At 68.3% G+C, this 18,860-nt stretch carries 14 protein-coding genes; 6 read left to right on the top strand and 8 right to left on the bottom strand.

The genetic code is table 11. The features are described 5' to 3' along the window. Nucleotides 1-4: 4 nt before the first annotated feature. From OG990_RS04975 to OG990_RS04965, 3 genes are all read right to left on the bottom strand, one after another. A complete protein-coding gene (locus tag OG990_RS04975) occupies nucleotides 5-3,082 on the bottom strand; it encodes a TIM-barrel domain-containing protein (protein ID WP_406079172.1) in 3,078 nt (1,025 codons plus the stop codon). 90 nt (nucleotides 3,083-3,172) lie between these two features. Further along, nucleotides 3,173-6,289, bottom strand: a complete 3,117-nt coding sequence (locus OG990_RS04970) for a hypothetical protein (RefSeq protein ID WP_406079170.1) — start codon at nucleotides 6,287-6,289, stop codon at nucleotides 3,173-3,175. 388 nt (nucleotides 6,290-6,677) lie between these two features. Next, the gene (locus OG990_RS04965; RefSeq protein ID WP_406079168.1) at nucleotides 6,678-7,337 is read right to left on the bottom strand and encodes a hypothetical protein; all 660 of its coding nucleotides are present in this window, start codon (nucleotides 7,335-7,337) and stop codon (nucleotides 6,678-6,680) included. A 142-nt stretch (nucleotides 7,338-7,479) separates the two neighbouring features. On the opposite strand from OG990_RS04965, the gene OG990_RS04960 reads away from it, so the two are divergent. Both OG990_RS04960 and OG990_RS04955 read left to right on the top strand, forming a co-directional pair. Next, nucleotides 7,480-8,148, top strand: coding sequence for an integrase core domain-containing protein (locus tag OG990_RS04960; RefSeq protein WP_406079167.1), 669 nt, complete (start codon nucleotides 7,480-7,482; stop codon nucleotides 8,146-8,148). Between the two features lie 46 nt (nucleotides 8,149-8,194). Next, complete coding sequence (locus tag OG990_RS04955) at nucleotides 8,195-8,461, top strand: integrase core domain-containing protein (RefSeq protein ID WP_406079166.1); 267 nt, start codon at nucleotides 8,195-8,197, stop codon at nucleotides 8,459-8,461. Nucleotides 8,462-8,535: 74 nt separating this feature from the next. On the opposite strand, the gene OG990_RS04950 is transcribed toward OG990_RS04955, so the two are convergent. Beyond that, entirely contained in the window at nucleotides 8,536-9,240 is a 705-nt protein-coding gene (locus OG990_RS04950) for a DUF305 domain-containing protein (RefSeq protein ID WP_328418402.1), read from the bottom strand. Between the two features lie 360 nt (nucleotides 9,241-9,600). Here OG990_RS04950 and OG990_RS04945 point away from each other — a divergent pair, with 360 nt between their 5' ends. After that, nucleotides 9,601-11,289 carry an LVIVD repeat-containing protein gene (locus OG990_RS04945; RefSeq protein ID WP_406079165.1) on the top strand — a complete coding sequence of 563 codons (1,689 nt, stop codon included), beginning with the start codon at nucleotides 9,601-9,603 and terminating at the stop codon, nucleotides 11,287-11,289. Between the two features lie 344 nt (nucleotides 11,290-11,633). Here the strand turns inward: OG990_RS04945 and OG990_RS04940 are convergent, their stop codons facing one another. Further along, on the bottom strand, nucleotides 11,634-11,912 hold the full coding sequence (locus tag OG990_RS04940) for a hypothetical protein (protein WP_406079164.1): 279 nt from the start codon (nucleotides 11,910-11,912) through the stop codon (nucleotides 11,634-11,636). 380 nt (nucleotides 11,913-12,292) lie between these two features. Here OG990_RS04940 and OG990_RS04935 point away from each other — a divergent pair, with 380 nt between their 5' ends. Beyond that, nucleotides 12,293-13,378, top strand: a complete 1,086-nt coding sequence (locus OG990_RS04935; RefSeq protein ID WP_406079163.1) for an integrase core domain-containing protein — start codon at nucleotides 12,293-12,295, stop codon at nucleotides 13,376-13,378. Here OG990_RS04935 and OG990_RS04930 read toward each other — a convergent pair. Then, a complete protein-coding gene (locus tag OG990_RS04930; RefSeq protein WP_406079162.1) occupies nucleotides 13,353-13,616 on the bottom strand; it encodes a hypothetical protein in 264 nt (87 codons plus the stop codon). The genes OG990_RS04935 and OG990_RS04930 overlap by 26 nt on opposite strands. 488 nt (nucleotides 13,617-14,104) lie before the next feature. Further along, nucleotides 14,105-14,359: a hypothetical protein gene (locus OG990_RS04925; RefSeq protein WP_406079161.1), complete on the bottom strand. Its 255-nt coding sequence runs from the start codon at nucleotides 14,357-14,359 to the stop codon at nucleotides 14,105-14,107. A gap of 345 nt (nucleotides 14,360-14,704) precedes the next feature. On the opposite strand from OG990_RS04925, the gene OG990_RS04920 reads away from it, so the two are divergent. After that, on the top strand, nucleotides 14,705-15,298 hold the full coding sequence (locus tag OG990_RS04920; protein WP_406079160.1) for a hypothetical protein: 594 nt from the start codon (nucleotides 14,705-14,707) through the stop codon (nucleotides 15,296-15,298). Between the two features lie 561 nt (nucleotides 15,299-15,859). Next, nucleotides 15,860-16,225, top strand: a complete 366-nt coding sequence (locus tag OG990_RS04915; RefSeq protein WP_406079159.1) for a hypothetical protein — start codon at nucleotides 15,860-15,862, stop codon at nucleotides 16,223-16,225. Between the two features lie 527 nt (nucleotides 16,226-16,752). Here OG990_RS04915 and OG990_RS04910 read toward each other — a convergent pair. Then, nucleotides 16,753-18,423 carry a phosphotransferase gene (locus OG990_RS04910; protein ID WP_406081663.1) on the bottom strand — a complete coding sequence of 557 codons (1,671 nt, stop codon included), beginning with the start codon at nucleotides 18,421-18,423 and terminating at the stop codon, nucleotides 16,753-16,755. Nucleotides 18,424-18,860 lie beyond the last annotated feature (437 nt).

Genomic DNA, 18,860 nt, shown 5'->3' with positions numbered 1-18,860 from the left:
CGTGTCAGGTGACCTTCACGGTGAAATGCGCCAACCGGCGCCCGTCCGCGGCCTTCACGACGACGATGTAGGCTCCCGCGACGCCGGCCTGCGTCCTCAGGACGGTGTGGACGCGGTTCTGGTCGTCGGTCTCGAACTCCAGTTGCCGTTCGGCGCCGTCCGGTGCCGCCTGCACCACCTCGGTGACGACGCGGCCGGCGGGGGACCCGGACTGATCCACAAGTCCGAACCGCACGGGCACTGCCCGGCCGGTGACGACCGGCCCGGCCGGCCGGACGTCGATGACCTCGAGGCCCCACTCGGGCGAATCAGCGTCCGAGACCACGTAGTCCAACCCCGCCTCGACGGAGAACTCGATCGCCCCGGTGACCGGGTTCCTGCTGAAGGCGATGTCGGCGCCCGACGAGTCGCGAACGACGATGTCCTCCGCCGACCACGAGGTGTTCTTCGCGGTGATCCGGCTTCGGGCGTGTCCGTCGCTGCTGGTGAAGGTGAAGGTGGCGCCGGGTGCGGCGACGGGGTAGACGCTGGCCCGCACGTCCCCGGCGGCGACGGCGTCGCCCGGATCCCGCGCTCCGGGATCGTGCACGAGGATGCCCGTACCGCCGACGAAGGCGGGAATCTTGCCGAACGGCTGCTGGTAGGCGGTGAGGGTGATGGGGCCGGAGAACCGCTCACCGGTCTCGATGTCCATCCACTCACCGGCCGGAAGGTAGACGTCACGGGACATGGCCGTGTCGGTGTCGCCGCCGTACAGCGGCGCTACCAGCAGTGACGGACCGAACATCCACTCGTACTGTTTCCTGGCTGCGGACGCCAGGTCGCGGACCCGGGGGTCGTCGGGGAACGCCACGGGCAGCGGCGTCGCCGTCGAGGGGAAGCCGGTCTCGTACGAGGTGACGGCCGCCGAGTAGATGTAGGGTTGATACTCGGCGTGCCACTGTGCGGCCTTTCGGGTCGCCGCCACCAGGGCGGGGTCATTCATCCGCCACGGCTCGTTGCCGAAGGACATCGCCGGCGACATGGCGGCCATCATGGCGTTCCGGGTCAGGTACCGCTGCTTCGAGGTGTTGGTCTCCAGGTCGCCGATGATCCGACCGCCGATGATGTCCGGATAGAAGTTGGGCTGACCGCTGGCGGCGTAGGCGAGGCCGTTGACGACCGTGCGGTCGCGGTCCCCCGGCCCGTGGTTGTAGTCGGTGTCGTTGATCCGCAGGATGGAGCCCGCCACCGAGAAGGCGCTGTTGCGCACCATCATGAGCTTGCCGTCGTCCTCGAGGCCCTCATTGATCGGGTTCACCAGCGCGTTGTTGACGTACCGGTTCGCGGTGCCGTCGAACATGTGGTCTTCCTTGTACCCGTCTGCGCCCCACTCCCGGCTGCGGGTCACGAACCACCGGACAGCCTCCTCGTTGTGCGGATCGATCAGGTACATCGCGGTGTTGGGGAACGACACCGGCCGGAACACCCGCGGCTCGCCGTTCGCGTCCTTGATGAAGTAGCCCCGTTCGATGCCCACGGCGGTGCCGTCACCGTCGAGAGCGGGGTCGTACGTGCCGCCGTCGGCCGGCAGCGCGCGGAACGACTGCCGGGCTCCGAGCAGCAGTTTGATCCCGTTGTCGTGCAGGAACTTCTTGTAGCCGTCGGGATCCGGGTACTTCGCGCCCCAGAGGCCGAAGCTCGATGTCGTGCCCTGGGCGCTGCCCGAACCGTACGGCCAGAACCCCGAGCCGGTCACCACCCAGCTGAGGGGGAAGCCCTTGTCCAGGTACGTCGTCACCGAGTCGGTGATGGTCTGCTGGTTGGTGTTGTAGCCGAGCGCCCCGTAGGACTCGTAGCCGACGCCGAAGAGCGTGTAGTCCGGCTTGGAGTCGACGTAGCCCGCGCTGCGCCGGACTTCCGCGTAGCGCCGGTAGATCGTCTGCATGTCCCCGAAGAAGTAGTGCAGCCCGGACATCTGCGGGCCGTTGACTCCGAGCAGGGTGGCGGCATTGTCGACCTGCACGGCCAGGCTCCCGTCCGAGAGCACGACCTGGGCGAGCTTCCGGCCGGGGAAGACGGTGAACGTCGAGACGAAGCGCTGGTTCGTCGTGCCCGCGCTGTTCTGGGCGTAGTAGTCGAGGTTGCGGATGCCGTAGACGTTCAGGTCGGTCCGGAATCCGCCCAGGTCACCGAGCCCGTACGCGGGGTTCATGCCGCCGGCCACCTGCGCGCGCACGCTGCCGGTGCTCGCGTCCGCGGCAGTGACTCGCAGGTTCACGGAATGGTCCGCCGGTACCACCGTGACGTCGGACCGACGGCCGTTGGAGAAGGTCACGGAGAACCGCGCCCTCGACGCGTCCGCGGCCGTGAGTGTCGCCGCGACGGCGTCGCACGGGGCGCGGCCCGGGACGGCCAGTTGCAACCCGGCTGTCGGATGCGGCGCCGCGGCCGGCGCGCCGTCGACCTGGAGTCCGTAGCGGAAGCCTCGACGGTCGATTGACATGGTCCAGCCGTCACCGGCCAGCGAGACCATGGTGCCGTGCTGCGACAGCCGGTAGGAGGGGAAGCGTTGTTCGGCCGCGTCGACGATCGGTGCCGCCGTGTCGTCCGTACCGCAGTCGGCGACCGGTTCCTCGTCGTCGGCCACCTCGAGCAACCGCACCGCGTTGGCCCGGGTGATGACGTTGAGGTTGGGGGTGGTGACCGCCGGACCCGCGGTCGCGGTGACGGTCAGGGTGTAGGTCTGCCCCTCGTCGAGGTAGGTGGAGCCGATCTGGCGCCAGGCGTTGCCGCCGACGGCCTGGTTGACCACCGTCGGGGTGTCCGGTCCGCCGGTCCAGGTGTACTCCACCTTGGCGTTGTCCACGCTCGCGCTGTAGTAGACGGCCAGGTCGTACCTGGCGGAGGCGGGTGCGACGACGGTCCAGGTGGCCGTGGAACCGGGGGTCCGGCTGTACCGCGAGGGAGAGCCGTCGTAACCGGGGTCCCTGGCGTTCGCCCAGGTTCCGGTCTCGGAGTAGGCGCCGGGAGTCGAGGGGGTGACGACGACTGCCTCGGCGGCCGCTGCCGGGGACGACGGGACGACGACTGCGAATGGCACCAGGAGCGCCGTCATCATCGTGAGAAGGACGCGACGTGGTGGACGGGCGAACATCTGTTTACTCCATCCTCGGGCGATGGGCTACCGCGGTCATCCGGTCGGCGTGAAGCGGACCGCATCGGCGCGGGTGGTGCCCGAGCCGGAGGTCAGGGTGACCGGCGTGATCCCCTCGGTCAGCTGATGCGTGCCGATCGAATGCCATTCGCCGCCGGTGGCGCACTGGTCGACGGGGACGCTCGTGCCGGCGACGGTGTACGTCGTGCTGGTGCTGCAGCTGGTGTGCTTCGGTGACCAGACGTCGACCTGGTAGGTCCCCGCAGGCAGGTCGGCTCGCCAGGTAACGGTCAGGCCGGCGGTCGAGGTGTAGCGGGTGCCGGAGCCGTCGAAGCCCTTCAAGCTGCTCGACAGCCAGCGTCCCTGCTCGCTGTAGGCCGGATTCTCGGCATCGCAGGTCGGCGGCGTGCCTTCGTTCGTCACGACGAGCGCCGCGACACCGCCACCACCGGTCGTCGGCGCGATCACGTGAGGCGCGGACAGCGGTCCGCTGCCCGCGCTGTTCGCTGCCGTCACCCGGTACGTGCCCGCCACACCGTCGCTGCCCAGTACCAGGCTCGTGCCGGACGAGGAGCCGATGATCCGTTCCGGGGCGGCGGCGCAGGCCTGCTTCAGCGATGCGGTCACGACGTAGCCCCGGGCGTTGTCGGTGGCGTCCCAGTTCAGTGTCGTGATTCCGTCGACCGTGTGGTGCCCGACTCCGGTGACCTGCCCGGGAGCGGTGGTGTCCAGCCCGACGGTGTGCTCAGCGGTCCCACCGCCGACAAGGCGGTAGGTGTGGCCCACGGTCACCGGGAACCGCAACGCGCCGGTGACCTGGTCGACCCGGTACGCGACCGGCTGCCCGCTCGTGCGGTCGACGACGGCGAGGGAGCCGGTGTCCCAGCCGGTGTTGGCATTCTCGATGGTGATCGCATCATCCCCACGCCCGGCGGTGTAGCGGGATCCGGTCGACACCGGGTACACCTCGGCCGTCAGCGCTCCAGCCTGCGTGGTCACCAGAACGCCCTTGCCACCGGCGAACGCGGGGATCCGGTCGGTGCCGATCGCGTAGTTCCGCAGCGTCGTCGGCCCGTGGAACACCGCGCCGCTCTGGACGTCGATCCACTTGCCGGCCGGCAGGTACACGTCCCGGGCCTGCGCTGTCTCGAAGTCGGCGCCGAACACCGGCACGGCGAGCAGGGACTCGCCGAACATCCACTCGTACTGGCGGGTGGTGTCGTTCGCCAGCCCGTAGGTGTTCGGATCGTCGGGATAGGCCAGTGGCAGCGGGGTCACGGCGGTGGGGAAACCGCTCTCGTGCCCGTCCAGCACCGCGTCGTAGATGTACGGGCGCAGCGCCTCGTGCCACAACGCCATCTTCTTCACCGCTGCCGCGTAGTCGCCGCGGCCGAGTTCCCACGGGCCCTTGCCGAACGCCATCACCGGCAACATGGCGCTGAACTGCGCGTTGCGGACGAAGTACTGCTGGTACGCCGGGTCCCGCATCGACGGCCCAGCCGTGCCACCCACGTAGTCGCCGTACAGGTTGCCGGCACCGGATGCGGCGTAGTTGAGGAGGTTGACCGGCATCCGGTCCGGGTCCTCGTGGTAGACCTCGCCGGTGCCGTAGATGGTGTCGTTGATCCGGACGATGTCGCCCGGCACGGAGTACGCGGCGTTCCGCACCATCACCAGGTCGCCAGCATCGTGCATCGCGGTCTGCACCGGGTTCCAGTTGCCGTCGAGGTGAAGGTTCGGGTCGTAGAGCATCGTGTCCTCCTTCCACCCGTCCACACCCCAGGCGCGCAGCCGCTCGACGAACCAGCGCACCGCCGCCGGGTTGGATCCGTCCAGCACGTAGCTGGCGCCGGCGGGGAACTGCGCCCGCGTCACGACACGGGGCGTGCCGTCGCCGTCGCGTAGCAGGAAGCCGCGCTCCAGCGCCTCCTGCAGGAACGGCCCGTCGTACCGCAGGTTGTAGTTGCCGCCGTCGGCTGGCAGAGCCTTGATGTTGTTTCGCGCCCCCAGCAGCAGCTTGATGTCGTTGTCGGCGAATAGCCGCTTCAACGCGTCGGGATCCGGGTATCGCGGGTTCGGCAGTCCGTCCACGCGCCCGTCCTCGGCGGTGTCGTCCCACATGCCAAAGCTGTTCGTGGTGCCCTCGACGTTGTTGCCGCGGGGGCCTGGCCAGAAGCCGGATCCGACCACGCCCCAATTGAGCGGATAGCCGTGCGCGAGGAAGTCCTGCACCGTCTCGACGACGGACGACTGGTAGGTGTCCCAGCCGAGTGCGCCGTACGCCTCCCAGCCGAGTCCGAAGAACGACTCGTCCGGCCGGGAGTCCAGGTAGCCGTGCCGGTTGCGGACCTGCTTGTAGTCGGCGTACACCTGCGGCAGGTCCCGGCCGACGAAGTAGTACAGGCTGTCGACGGAGTCCACGTCGGCGGCGCCGAGCCGGTTCTCGGTTCCGGTGAGGCCGACTCGCTTCCGTCCGTCCTCGAACCACACCTGAGCGAACCGCTGCTTGGGGAACACGGTGAAGTTGCTGACGAAGCGCTTGCAACTGCCCTCGTTCGTCAGGTTGTCCAGTACCAGCCCCGTCAGCTCGGTACTCGGCCTGGCCTCGACGTTTCCACTGCACGGGGTCCCCTGCTCGGGTTGGCCGTCGGCGAACGACCCGTAGTCCCCGAGCCCGTAGGCCGGGGCGACCGCACCGGTACGGAAGTCGATCGTGCTGCTGGATCCGGGCAGGTTCGGCACCAGGATCCGCGCGTAGCTGTCGGATGGAAGCACGTGCACTTTGACCTGCGACCCGTCCGTCATCCTCACGTCCAGCACGGCTGTGCCGGACCTCGGACCGGAGACGAGCCGAGTGTCCTGGGCGTCGCTGACGTCCTGCCCGCCGGCGTACCTGATCCGCAGACCGGAGTCCGGGTGGGCCGGTGCAACCGTGGCGCCGGAGGAATTGTCGAACGAGTATCGGAAGCCGTCCTTGATGATCCGCATCCGGTAGGTCTTGCCGGTGATCACGATGCTGTCACCGGTGTCCACCACTCGCTGGCGCGGCGGGTCGCCGCCGGTCCGGCCGTCAGCGGGGACCGCCCCGACCAGGCCCGACCCAACGGTGACCGCGGCGACGAGGAGAACCGACAGTGCGGGGCGTTTCAGCATGGTGGCTCCTAGCTGAGAGCGTCGCGATGCGGCAGGGCGGGTTCACGCCGAGCGTGGTGGGAAGTCGGCTGCGGTAGGACGGCGACGGTGGGCTGTGCCGGCGTGTGGGGTGCAGCTTTCGGTGCGAGGGACCTACGAGCATCCAAACGGGAATCCACTTGCCTGGTACGGAAAGATATCCCGCATGCTGCATGCGGTCAACCACCCAGGGGAAGCCCGGGTGAGGATTGAGCGCGCCGAGACGTAGATCGTGGTCCTCAGCCGCGTCCATTTCAGACCAGGTGGGGCGGCTGGGAGCGGCCGCGCCGGCGCTAATAGCTCGGCGGGGCCGAGCCGTCTTCGGACGGCTCGGCCCCGCTTCCGTTTCGTCAGGGGGTCACCGGGTGGCTCAACTGGCGCGCGCCCGGGCGCGCAGGGCGTTCACGGTGTCGACCGCGGTGGCGACGTCGCGGCAGGTGACGAGCCGGCGGGTGCCGTCGGTCAGACGCAGGGCCAACACCCGGCCGGGCAGCAGCGGCAGCGTCTGGTCGGTGGCTCCGCGCAGCATCCCGCGAGTGAGCCAGGTGGCCGCGTCGAGGCGGGTCTCCTCCGCTGCCGTGATGGCGCTCAGGGGCAGCCGCCACCGGTACAGGCCGAAGGTGAGCCGGACCCTGCCGAAAACCCCATCCGCCCTGGTTAGGGCCGGCGTGGGGGTTTCGGAGATGTTGGTCCGGTTGCTGGGCATGGGTAGCTGGTGATCGATGCGGCATGATGGGCTGCCGTGCTGCTGCGACTGGCGCACCTGGGTGTGACGAACGCGTTCGCGATGCTGCGCCTGCTGCCGATGAGCAATCGGGACAAGGATGTGGAGATCCCTGCCCTGCGCCACCAGATCATGGTGCTGGAGCGCCAGCTGGGCAAGGAGAAAGTGCGGTTCGACGCGGGTGATCGGGCGTTCCTGGCGGCGTTGCTGCACCGGCTGCCGCGGGACGTGCTGCGCCGAGTGCAGCTGCTGGTGCGCCCCGACACGGTGCTGCGCTGGCACCGCGACCTCGTCGCCCGTCGTCACGCGGCCGTTTCCCGACCCAGGCGCCCGGGCCGGCCGCGCACTGTGCACTCCGTCCGCGCCCTGGTGCTGCGCCTGGTGCGGGAAAACCCTGCCTGGGGCTACCGGCGCCTGCATGGCGAACTGCTGGTGCTGGGGGTGAAGGGTGGCCGCGTCCACGGTCTGGGAGATCTTGAACGAGGCAGGCATCGACCCGGCGCCCGAGCGGGCCTCCAACACCTGGGCCGACTTACTGCGCTCCCAAGCCGACGCCCTGCTGGCATGCGACTTCCTCGAGACGGTCACCCCCACCGGAGCGCGGATGTACGTGCTCGCGGTGATCGAGCACGCCAGCCGCCGAATCCACATCCTGGACGCCACCCCGCACCCAACCACCGCATGGGTGGTACAGGCCGTGAAGAACCTTGTCATAGGCCTCGAAGACAACGGCTCCCGGGCGCGGTTCATGATCCGTGACCGGGACGGCAAGTTCCCCGATTTGTTCGACGCCATCCCCGCCGACGCGGGCATCGACGTCGTGCTCAGCGGCATCCAGGTGCCGAGAATGAACTCGATCATGGAACGGTGGGTCCAGACCTGCCGCCGCGAACTACTGGACCGGACCTTGATCTGGAACCAGCGGCACCTGCTCCACGCCCTACGCGAGTTCGAACAGTTCTACAACGGACACCGCCCACACCAGGGCATCGCGCACGCACGCCCGCTATACCCGTTGCCCACACAGATCACCGACCCGGACAGGCTGGCCCGTCTCAACGTCCGAAGACGCGAGCGCCTCCGCGGCATTCTCCACGAGTACGAGCATGCCGCCTGACCTGCACGGACGAGGTTTTCGGCAAGAGCGGCCGCGAGCACCCCGCATGAACGCCTTCGCCGAACGCTGGGTGAAATCCGTCCGAGTCGAATGCACCGACCGGATGCTCATCGCTGGCGAGCGACACCTTCGAATAGTCCTCGACACGTATGTGCAGCACTACAACCGAGGCCGCAGCCATCAAGGCGACGGAATCAGCCTCCGCGCTCCCGACGACGGCAACAACGTCATCGCCTTCCCCGCTCCGACCGACCGCATCCGGCGCCGAACGATCCTCGGAGGCCTGATCAACGAATACGAGCCAGCCGCCTAGAAGCCCTAATCAGACCGTGCGGCTACGTTTTGGACCAGCACAGGGATGGCACCTGGCACTGTGTCGGAGAAGGGCTACTTCGCGCCGGTGAGTGCCTGCCGCATCCGGTTGATCTCGGCGCCCTGCTCGACGACGACGCTGCTGGCCGTCTCGTTGACGATGACGTTGACGCCGAGCGCCAGTACCTCGCCCGCCATGTCGATCGCGCCCTGATGGTGCTCGACCATCATGTCGACGAACATCCGGTCGAACTCGGCGGCTCGGGCGGCGGTGAGGAGTTCCAGCGCCTCCGCCGTCTGCATGCCGGCCATGCTGTGCTGGTGGCCGCCACCGCCGGAGTTCCGGTCCAGGCCTCGGTCCGTCAACCAGGTCTCCAGTGTCTTGATCTCCGGTTCCTGGGCCGCCAGGATCCGGTCGGCAATGATCTTGAGTTGCGGGTTCGCCGCCCGGTCCGCCGCCAGTCGGGCCATCACGAGCGCCTGCTCGTGATGCGGAATCATCATCGTGACAAACCGGATGTCGGCGTTGTTGTACGTCGGACGCGGCGCGGGCGACTTCTCGTTCGCCCGGACGGTCTTCGCCGGCTCGCCGGGCGCCGCGGGCATCAGCACCGGCGCGGTCGCATCCGGCAGACCGGGCAGGTCGAGAGATGCCTGGGGGCTGGCTGTCGCGGCCGATTCCGGGCGGCCCTCGGGCCACCAGACGACCACCGCTGCCCCGACGGCCAGCACGGCGAGCACCGCCAGCTCGACGAGGACAATCGCCCGCGAGCGTCCCAAAAGCGCTCGGATCCGTACACTTAGCACAACTCGACTCCCGCCATCTGACCGAGGTTGGCCGGGATGTTAGCGCGAGCCTGACCTGCACGGGGAAGATCACGGCAGCGAAAAGATTCTATTAGCCCCACCTGCGGTTATTCGTGCCGCCGCATGCCCACCAGGTTAACGCAACCGTGATCAGAGGCCCACGCAATTTGTGAGCTGGGTCACAATCTTGGCGCCGGACACCGGGTTATCGTCCCGTTACTGTGCCGACCCGATGAACGAGGGGTGTCCACAATGTTAAGACGAACTCCACAAGAGAGCCGGAGGCTGGCCATCGGTCTGGCCGCCACGGGCGCCCTTCTCCTCACGGCCGTCGTGGCCGCGGCGCCGGCGAGCGGCGCCACCGATTCCAGCGGCAGCACAGACATCTGCGAATCGTTTGAGGCCGCCGGCGACAACTTCGCCGAATACTGCATCGCCGAGGAGGCGGCCAACGACGTGGCCGCCGCGAACACCACTCCGGGCGTCGACGAGATCGCCAGCAGCCCCAACATCCGGCAGATCGCCAACATCCCCAAGTTCGGCGGGTTCGCCAGCGAGGGGGCGTACAACTCGGACCTGGCCTTCCAGGGCAACTACGTCTTCGCCGGCAACTACGAAGGCTTCAACGTTCTCGACGTCAGTAACCCCAGCTCGCCTCAGGTGGTTAGCCAGGTGGTCTGCTCGGGCTCGCAGGGCGACCCGTCAGTCATGGGCAACCTGCTGTTCCTCGCGGTCGACGCGCCCCGCAGCAACGACTCGTGCAACAGCACGAGCGGCTCCTCCGCACAGCAGAGCTCGTGGGAGGGCGTCCGGATCTTCGACATCAGCGACAAGGCGAATCCGCGGTACGTCAAGTCGGTCCGGACCGACTGCGGTTCGCACACCCAGACGCTGGTGCCGAGCAAGGACGGAAAGAGCGTCTACGTCTACGTCCAGTCGTACGGCCCGTCGAGCGGCGCCTTCTACTGCAAGCCGCCGCACGACAAGATCTCGATCATCAAGGTGCCGGTGGACAACCCGGCCAGCGCTTCCGTGGTCGCCACCCCGGTTCTCTTCCCCGGAACCAACGGCGCCGGCTCCACCAGCGGCTGCCACGACATCACCGCCTACCCGGAGCTGGACCTGGCCGCCGGCGCCTGCATGGGTGACGGCGTCCTGTTCGACATCTCCGACCGGGAGAACCCGGTGATCCTCAGCCAGGTCCGGGACACGAACTTCGCGTTCTGGCACTCGGCCACCTTCAACAACGCCGGCACCAAGGTCGTCTTCACCGACGAGCTCGGCGGTGGCAGCAGCGCGATCTGCACCAGCACCTACCGGGCCAACCAGGGCGCGGACGCGATCTACGACATCGTGGGTTCCGGTGCCGACCGCGAGCTGGTCTTCAAGAGCTACTTCAAGATCCCACGGCTGAACACGACCCTGGAGAACTGCGTCGCGCACAACGGCTCGCTGATCCCCGCCATGGGCCGCGACGTCATGGTCCAGGCCTGGTACCAGGGCGGCATTTCGGTAATCGACTTCACCGACTCGGCCAACCCGGTCGAGATCGCCTACTGGGAGCGGGGCCCGCTCTCCGACACCCGCCGCATCCTCGGTGGGGCGTGGTCGACGTACTACCACAACGGGTACATCTACTCGAACGACATCCAGAAGGGCTTCGACGTCCTCAAGCTGGACGACCCGCGAACGAACAACGCCCGGGCGGTCTCCTTCGCCGAGCTGAACGTGCAGACGCAGCCCAGCTACCCGGCCTGCACCACCGTCCTGCGCAACCGCCAGAACGGCGGACTCACCGTCACGTCCGGCATCACCTGCCTGGACGGTGCGACCGTCAACGGCAGGATCAAGGTCGCTCCGGGCGCCGGGCTGATCGCCTTCAACGCGACCCTCAACGGCTCGGTCACCGCAACCGACGCCTCGGTAGTGTCGATCGTGGAGAGCCGTGTGAACGGCTCGGTGCACGCCCTCGGTGGCACCGTGCGGGACAGCAAGGTCAACGGTTCGGTGACGACGAGCTGAAGCACGGCCCGTCAACAGCATGACGGCTCCGGCCCGGCGGATCTCCGCCGGGCCGGAGCCCGTCTCCGAGGCGACGCCGTCACCACCGTTACCGGGCCTGCGTCAGCGTTCTCGAGGGCAGTGAGCCCACCGTCATCGCCAACGCGGGCGCGGCGACGTCCTGCACCGCGCAGCCCATGTACCGGTGTCGTCCTGGTCGGTGCCGAACTCGGCGTCCGCCAGGCGGGGCCCGACCGACGTGACGTAGCCGACGACCACCGCGCCGCGCACCTCGACCGGGTGCGCGTCGATCCCGCGGGCGACGCCCTGCGGGTCCTCGGTCTCGGTGCACCGGCACTGAGCGGTCAGGCCCGGCGTCGCGTCTCGGTCGCGGGGGTAGCGCAGCTGCTGCCGCCCAGGCGCCCGTAGTGCGCCCGGTAGTAGTCGGGGCCGCAGGTTCGCCGGCACCTCCCGCCCGTCGGCGTCGCGGCGCTCGGGCCAGCCTCGTCGTCGCCGCTGCTGCGCCAAGTCTTCGTCGGCGGGGCGTTGTCCATGGCCACATCGGCGACCTGTTCGGTGATCGCCTGCACCCGGCGGGCGACGACCTGCTCGTGGCCCTTACGCGGTCGGAACTGGGTACCCACGGTCCACCTCCGGTGGGACGGCCACGGCCTGCACGTCGACGAAGTCCACGTCCGGGGCTGAGCAGGCGGGAGCGCCGCCATGTGGTTCGGGCCGAACGGCTTCGCCTCGGTGGTCTACGGGCTGCTGGTCCTCGACGCCGAGGAACATAAGGGGTCACTATCCTGCAGCTTCGCCGCCGGTGACGCGGACAGTCCTCCGCACCTCCCGCATGGTGACGTGGGAATTCAAGTCCGTGGGGCGACGTCGACCACAAGTCCATGGTCGTCGTTCATGGTGACCTACAGCTCACGCCCAGATGGCCCTGTGTCGTTCGGAAACTCATCGCTGCTGCTCGGAGTGGGTATGGCGCGCCACGAGGGCCTGCTGGAAGCTTGTCCAGGTGATCGTCTCACTGGTGTACCAGGTAGCACGCAGGCTGCTCGCGGTCCCGGCGGTGTTGCTGCGCCGGGACGCGGCCAAGGATGCCGAACTGCTCGTGCTGCGGCATGAGAACGCGGTGCTACGCAGACAGCTCACGGGACCGGTGCGGTACAACCCTGCGGACCGACTGTGGTTCGCGACGCTGGCCTCGCTCATACCCCGACGCCGGTGGGCGCAGGTGTTCCCGGTGACGCCCGCGACCCTGCTCGCTTGGCACCGCAGACTCATCGCGAGTAAATGGGACTACAGCATGCGCCGGGGCAAACCCGGCAGGCCGCCGACCGCGAGCGCGGTGAAGGCACTGGTGCTACGACTGGCTCAGGAAAATCCGCGCTGGGGCTGCCGTCGGATCCAGGGCGAACTTGTTCGCCTCGGGCATCCCATCGGCACCACGACAGTGTGGGAGATCCTTACGGTGGCCGGCATCGATCCCGCCCCGCGCCGCAGCGGCCCGACCTGGCGCGACTTCCTGACCGCACAGGCCGAGGGCGTCATCGCCTGCGACTTCGTACACATCGACCTGGTCGACCTGCGCCGGGTGTACGCGCTGGTGTTCCTCGAACACGGCACACGCCGACTGCACGTCGCCGGGGTGACCGCGCATCCGACGGCATCCTGGACGGTGCAGCAGGCAAGAAACCTCGCCACCGAGTTGGGCGTACGGGTCAACCCGCTACGCTTCCTGATCCGCGACCGGGACACGAAGTACACCAAGCCATTCGACGCGGTCTTCGCAGCCGACGGCATCGAGGCCGTGAGGACCGCGCCGCGGGCTCCTCGGATGAACGCCCACTGCGAACGAGTCATCGGAACCATGCGGCGCGAAGCGCTCGACCACCTGCTGATCTGGGACGAGACCCACGCCCGGCACGTCCTCGACGCCTACGCCCGCCACTACAACCGCCATCGACCGCACCAGGCTCGAGGACAGCTCCCTCCCCTCGCCCAAGAGCACCCCGCGCCGGTGACCGACCTGACCGCTCACCGACTCCTACGAACCCAAGTGCTCGGCGGCGTCATCAACGAGTACAGATACGCAGCCTGACCAGCAGCGACGAGTTTCCGAAACGGCACAAGATCTCCACGTCCACTCGAACAACCGCCAACGCCGCATGAGCCGAACCGAGATCAAAGACCTTGTCCAGGCACTCGGTGACATCGCCGCCGTACTCCGCGACGCCGACCCCGGCGACAAGGCCGAGGTCTACCGCCAACTCGGACTCCGGCTTATCTACCAACCCGAGACGCAAACGGTGCGCGCTGCAATCGATCTCAGCGCGCACCGTGGCGTAATGGTTTGTGTCCGAGGGCGACACGACCCATTGCCCCACCGCCGATGGCGCTCGGCGCGACTCTGAAGATCAGGCAAGTTTAGCTGCGTTGGTGACCTCCCTGGCGCCGCCGAGGAGGTCACCAAGCAAGGGCCTAATCAGGTGCTTGGGGAGCAGCGTTCCAGACAGGCGGAACCGCCGCCGACACCAGTACGGCCACCCACACCGCTATGCATGGATCGACGCCGCTCCTGCCCCCTGGACTGGTCGAGGTTGCGTACGCAGGATGCGGCGGGAACGCTCAGCGGCCGAGTTCGCCGCGGGTTGAATCCTTGTCCGTCTTTGCGGCACACGCCGAGGCAGCGGTCGACTGTGGTTCGGGTGCGGAGGGCGCCGACCTCGCCGGCACCCTTGAGTAACTCGCAACGTTCGTGGTGCCATGCCTACCGGCGCCGTCCCCGCGCGGCGCCAACGACGGTCTCGCCCGTCGCCGGAGTGGGTCATCCCTCAGCAGTGGGTCGGCTATGCACCACCAGCTCATCGATCTCCAACCGTCCGACGCGCAGCTCCCGCACGACCGCCCGGCGGATCGCTAGCCGCCCGATGACCAGCGCCCCGACGGCCAGCGCCCCCACGGCGAGGGCACCGAGCGACGCCGCCCCCGCAGCCCGCGCACCTGTCGCCGCCGCGCCCGTCGCCACCGCGCCGTTGGCGCGCGTCCCGGTCAATCGCATCAGGCGTACCTCTCGCTTCATCCCCCCATTGTCCGCGTACCGCCGGCCGCCCGCTCCCCACAGACCCGAGACCCGCCCACAAAGGCTGACGCACCCACAGCCGCGACTTCGGCGGCGCAACCGAGGCCCGATCCCGGCATACCGGCGGTCCAACTCCCCATGCCACCGATCAAACTCGACGCCGGTCACAGGAGGACCAACGAACGCGAGCCGAACTCGGCTCGCCTACTGCCGATGGCGTACTAGCCCGTTGCGACGGAGGCGATCCTCCTGAACCCCGGGCTCGGCCCTCAACAGCTGGGCGTCCACGCTTGGAGATCAACTGGGCTAGGCTGCCGCGACATCTTCTTGATTCAGAGGAGCAGCATGGCGACGATCCGCCGCAACCGGACCGCCCGGATAGCCCCCGCGATTGCCTCGCTGCCCGCGGTAGCAGCACTCCTGCTGTCAACCGCGTGCACGGCAGCAGCACCCACCCCGCCGACGCAGCCCAGCACCCCATCGCCTCGAAAGCTGCACACGCCAGAGACCCTCCTCGGGATGCCCAAGAATATGACCCGAGGTCTGACTGACAGACCCATCTCGCTGCTGGAAAAGCTGAAGCGAGAGGTCGGAACACCAACCAGCGCGGTCGGTTGGGCGTATGGGGGCGAGACCGAAACCGCCGACGCGGTGCTCGTCACCGGCGCGTCGGGAACCGTCGCCGACCCGGCAGCAACCCTGAGACGCGTACTCACCCTGTACGGGCCCGTCGAGACCACGGCGGTTGACGCAGGCCAGATCGGGGGGAAAGCCCGCTGCGGGCAAGGACGCGCTGAACTCGGCGGCTACATGACGATCTGCGGCTGGGCAGACAAGGAAACGACCGGAATCGTTGCCTTCGTCTCCGACCTCCCACAAGGCGACCCCACCGCCGACTTCCTCACAGTGCGCAACGAGCTAGAACGCCCGACCACCTGACATCGTTAGCCCATGATCCCTCACGTCTAGAGCGCCTGGGACTGGCCAACCACGTCCCACATGCCTGCGTCGCCCGTACGCGCCACATCGCTAAGCCACCTCTCTGGCGGCATCGATCAAACCCGGCTACCTACAGTCGGCTCGTAAAATTCGGAACCTTCGCCAGCGTCGGCATGCTGCTCTGTGCGGGATTTGCCTGCCTCTTCCTCGTCGCCCGTGGGCCTGCTCGCGGTCTCGTGGAAGCCCAAGGGCTAACGGCGCCAGTTTCTGAGCCCTAAGATGGCGCCTCAGTTCTAGCTGACATTGATGGCGGAGACAGCTTAGATTGGCCGTAGCCCAAAAGCCATGGACCGGTCCGCGCGCCCAATGCCGCCGCGCACCCCAAGCGGGTAAACAGGATGAGGCGCACCAACGCGGCGAGGAACGTCAGCATAATCCTTAGCACAAGAGCCGGTGAGCGGCTGCTGCGAAGCCCCGCCAGGAGATTCCTGGCGGGGCTTCTCACTCTCTCCCACTAGAAACGAGGCCATGGTGCGGGATTTGTGTAACGAGGCCACAAGAATGCCCTGGGACGCCGCACAGGCCATGACCAACATGATTTTCGAGGATCAGCGTCTGCACGGACCATACGCCGAAGTGCTCTACGGGCTGGAAAACGCCGAGGCGCTACGGCTGCATGTCATGGCCGCCCGCAGCAGCCGGTTCCCCTACAACCGGGACACGATCATGAAGGTGATCGTTGATCAGGCCGACCCGAACGACGACGACGCCCGAGCAGTCCTGCGCGATGCGATCGAGCGACTCGATTGGGACCACCCATTCCGGGACGAGGCGATCCGCGCCCACGGCGGCTTCATGCATGCAACGAATAACCGGCGCGGAACCACTCCGAGCCAGTCGCGCTCTCGACCGCGGGCCGGGAGGTGACATCGACGGTGCCCTCCGCAGAACCTGCGGAACTCACGGATCCGAGGTCATCACTCCGTGCGCTCAGACTCTCCCAGGGCGCAGCGGCTGGGAATGCCGACTTGCGGTCCGACCTTGTGTGCCGACCTCCGGTCCGACTTAACACTGAGCTGCGCGCCCGGTCGGGCGCGAGAGTTCTCCTACCGCTCGTCGCGGTGCCACGCAGAAAGCGGTGCGTACGCGTCGGGGGCAGTTGGCGTGCAGCGTGACGGTGCGGGTTGTTGCCGGATACGCGTCTACTGATCCTTGGCGGAACGTTGTTCTCGCCTGCATGCCGGGCGCAGCCGCAGGCACCGCAGAAGTGGATCTACGCCGTGCAGGCCGTTGGGTGGCCCTGACTTCTCGCGTTGACCCCACCAGGACGGCTTGACCTTGTCCCCGGGACCGTGCGAGCACCGCCATACGACGTCCGCTGTTTCCGTCGCCACTGAGTGACCGCTGCATCGGCGGCGCGTAGCGCGCTTCGCGGCAGATGAGTGCGTTCACACTCACCGAACTCGGTCAGACTCTAGGAGGGGAATCGTCCTCGCTCGGGCGGCCCAGGCATCGACGATGCGGTCCAGGGTGCGCCTGCCCCACCGGCTCATCGTCGGGTTGGAGTCGAGGTAGTACCAGACCAGCCCCATCGCCTGCTGGAACGCCCAAGCCATCCCGCGCCGCCACTGGACGTCGCCGCATCCGAGCTCACGGCGGAGGATGCCGCGCTGGGTCTCGTCGAGGAGGTGCCAGGCCGCCACGAGGTCGAGCGCCGGGTCCGCCGGGCCGAAGCCGCCGCCGTCCAGGACGCCGACGAGACGGCCGTCTTCGACGAGGACGTTGGGCGGGATGAGGTCGCGGTGGCACATCGCGTCCTCGTCGACCTCGGGCAGCGTCCGAAGCTCCGCCCAGATCCGCCGCAGGAGGGGTACGTCGAGCAGGTCCTCGCTCTGCCGGAAGCATGTCTCGAGCCACTCGTCGTGGTCCGGAAGGTGCCCGCCGCGACCGACGCCGTCGAAGCGTCGCCCACGGATGTCGTCGGCGCGCATCCCGGCGATGAGCTCGGCCAGGTCATGGGCGAACGCGTTCGACCCTGCGGGGTCCTCGACCGTCGCGTCGTGGCCGGACAGCCAGGTCTGGACGCTCCACGGCAGCGGATAGCCCGCGCCCGGCTCCCCGATCGCCACCGGCTCCGGGGTGGGCACGGTGGCGGCGTCGGCCAGTTCACGCGCGGCCTCGGCCTCGGCCGCCAGCGACGCGCGGGCCTGCGCCGGGTCGTGACCGACCAGCGGGAAGCGGGCGGCCAGGTCGTCGCCGATCCGGAAGATCGCGTTCACGGTCCCGGGCGTGCGCAGCTCGGTGACCGGCAGTCCGCGCCACTGAGGGAACTGCACCTCGACCAGCCTGCGGACGGTCTGCGCGTCTACGTGGAGCTGGTCGGCGTGCATCGTCATGCCGCCATCCTCCCGTCGGCGACCGCGGGTGTCCTCCGACTTTCGCGCGGCAGGCTCGGCGCCGTCATTGCCCGACCCGCCGCCAGCGCCCGGTCGAGACGACGTCCACCTTGTCGCCGCGGACCCGGATCGCGGAGTCGTCGTCGAGCAGGTAGAGCGGGAAGTCCACGCTCGCCGCCAGCCGGTCCGCCCATGCTCGTCGCGGTTGCGGAAGGACGGGGAGTCGAGGTGCGGCTTGACGTACCAGTCGAACAGCGGGCAGGCCGGCTTGATCCGCTCCTCGCCGACGAGGTGGAGGTCGGCTAGGTCACCGAGCAGGTCGGCCGCCCGCTCGTCGAAGCGCCGGCTGAAGATCATCGAGCCAGCGCTGGTGCCGACGTACACCTTCTCGCGCAGCAGCCTCGGGAACGCCTGGGACAGGCCGGCGCGGGCGATGCTCTGAGCGAGATGGAACTGGTTGCCGCCGGTGACCCACCAGACGTCGGCCCGGCCCAGACGTCCCTCCAGCACGTCCCGCGTCAGGCCGTTGAGGTCGAGCACGTCGAGCTCGCCCCAGCCCATGCCGTGCAGGTCGGCGAGCGCCTCGACGAACCAGCCGTGGTCGCCGGGTTCGCCCAGCGAGGCGGTCACGATCGCGGCGACCCGGGCCTCGGCGCAGGGCTTGCCCAGCAACTCCGCAAACGCCTGTCGCAGTGTGTCGTTGGCCAGTCCGTTCGAGGTCAGCAGCATCCGCACGGCCCCGATTCTGTCGCACGCCGGCCAGAGACGGCGTGGCCGGCCGGTCAGGCGGTGAACAACTCGGCGATCTGGCGACCAGCGTGTTGACGAATGCGTCCGGTAGGCCGCGATGCCGCCACCCCAAAGGTCCACTCACAGCGGAACAGCTCGAGCCCGACCGGGTGCCGTTGCCTTCTCCTCGCAGCAGCACCACACAGCCGGGTGCCTCGTCAGGACTTTGACGCGGCCGGTCGCACGTCCGCACATCGGCATGACCGAGCGGATCGCGGCGGATCCGGATGCCGTCGCCCAGAGATCTCGGACGTCGTCCGACACGAGGTCGGTGGCCGTCACTCAACAGGCAGAGCACCGGCGTTCGACGGAGGTTGAGGGTTCGAGACCCCCGGCCATCCGGCGCCTCAGGGCTGCCGGCCGACATGGCGGCAGCA

The sequence above is a fragment of the Micromonospora sp. NBC_00858 genome (assembly GCF_045207365.1).
Lineage (GTDB): Bacteria > Actinomycetota > Actinomycetes > Mycobacteriales > Micromonosporaceae > Micromonospora.
This window is presented reverse-complemented; position numbering and strand designations above follow the sequence as displayed.

Coding starts and splice junctions, on each gene's coding strand:
- OG990_RS04955 (WP_406079166.1), top strand. CDS start 8,195: ATGAACGCCTTCGCCGAACGCTGGGTGAAATCCGTCCGAGTCGAATGC.
- OG990_RS04920 (WP_406079160.1), top strand. CDS start 14,705: ATGGCGACGATCCGCCGCAACCGGACCGCCCGGATAGCCCCCGCGATT.
- OG990_RS04910 (WP_406081663.1), bottom strand. CDS start 18,423: ATGCTGCTGACCTCGAACGGACTGGCCAACGACACACTGCGACAGGCG.
- OG990_RS04915 (WP_406079159.1), top strand. CDS start 15,860: ATGCCCTGGGACGCCGCACAGGCCATGACCAACATGATTTTCGAGGAT.
- OG990_RS04970 (WP_406079170.1), bottom strand. CDS start 6,289: ATGCTGAAACGCCCCGCACTGTCGGTTCTCCTCGTCGCCGCGGTCACC.
- OG990_RS04925 (WP_406079161.1), bottom strand. CDS start 14,359: ATGAAGCGAGAGGTACGCCTGATGCGATTGACCGGGACGCGCGCCAAC.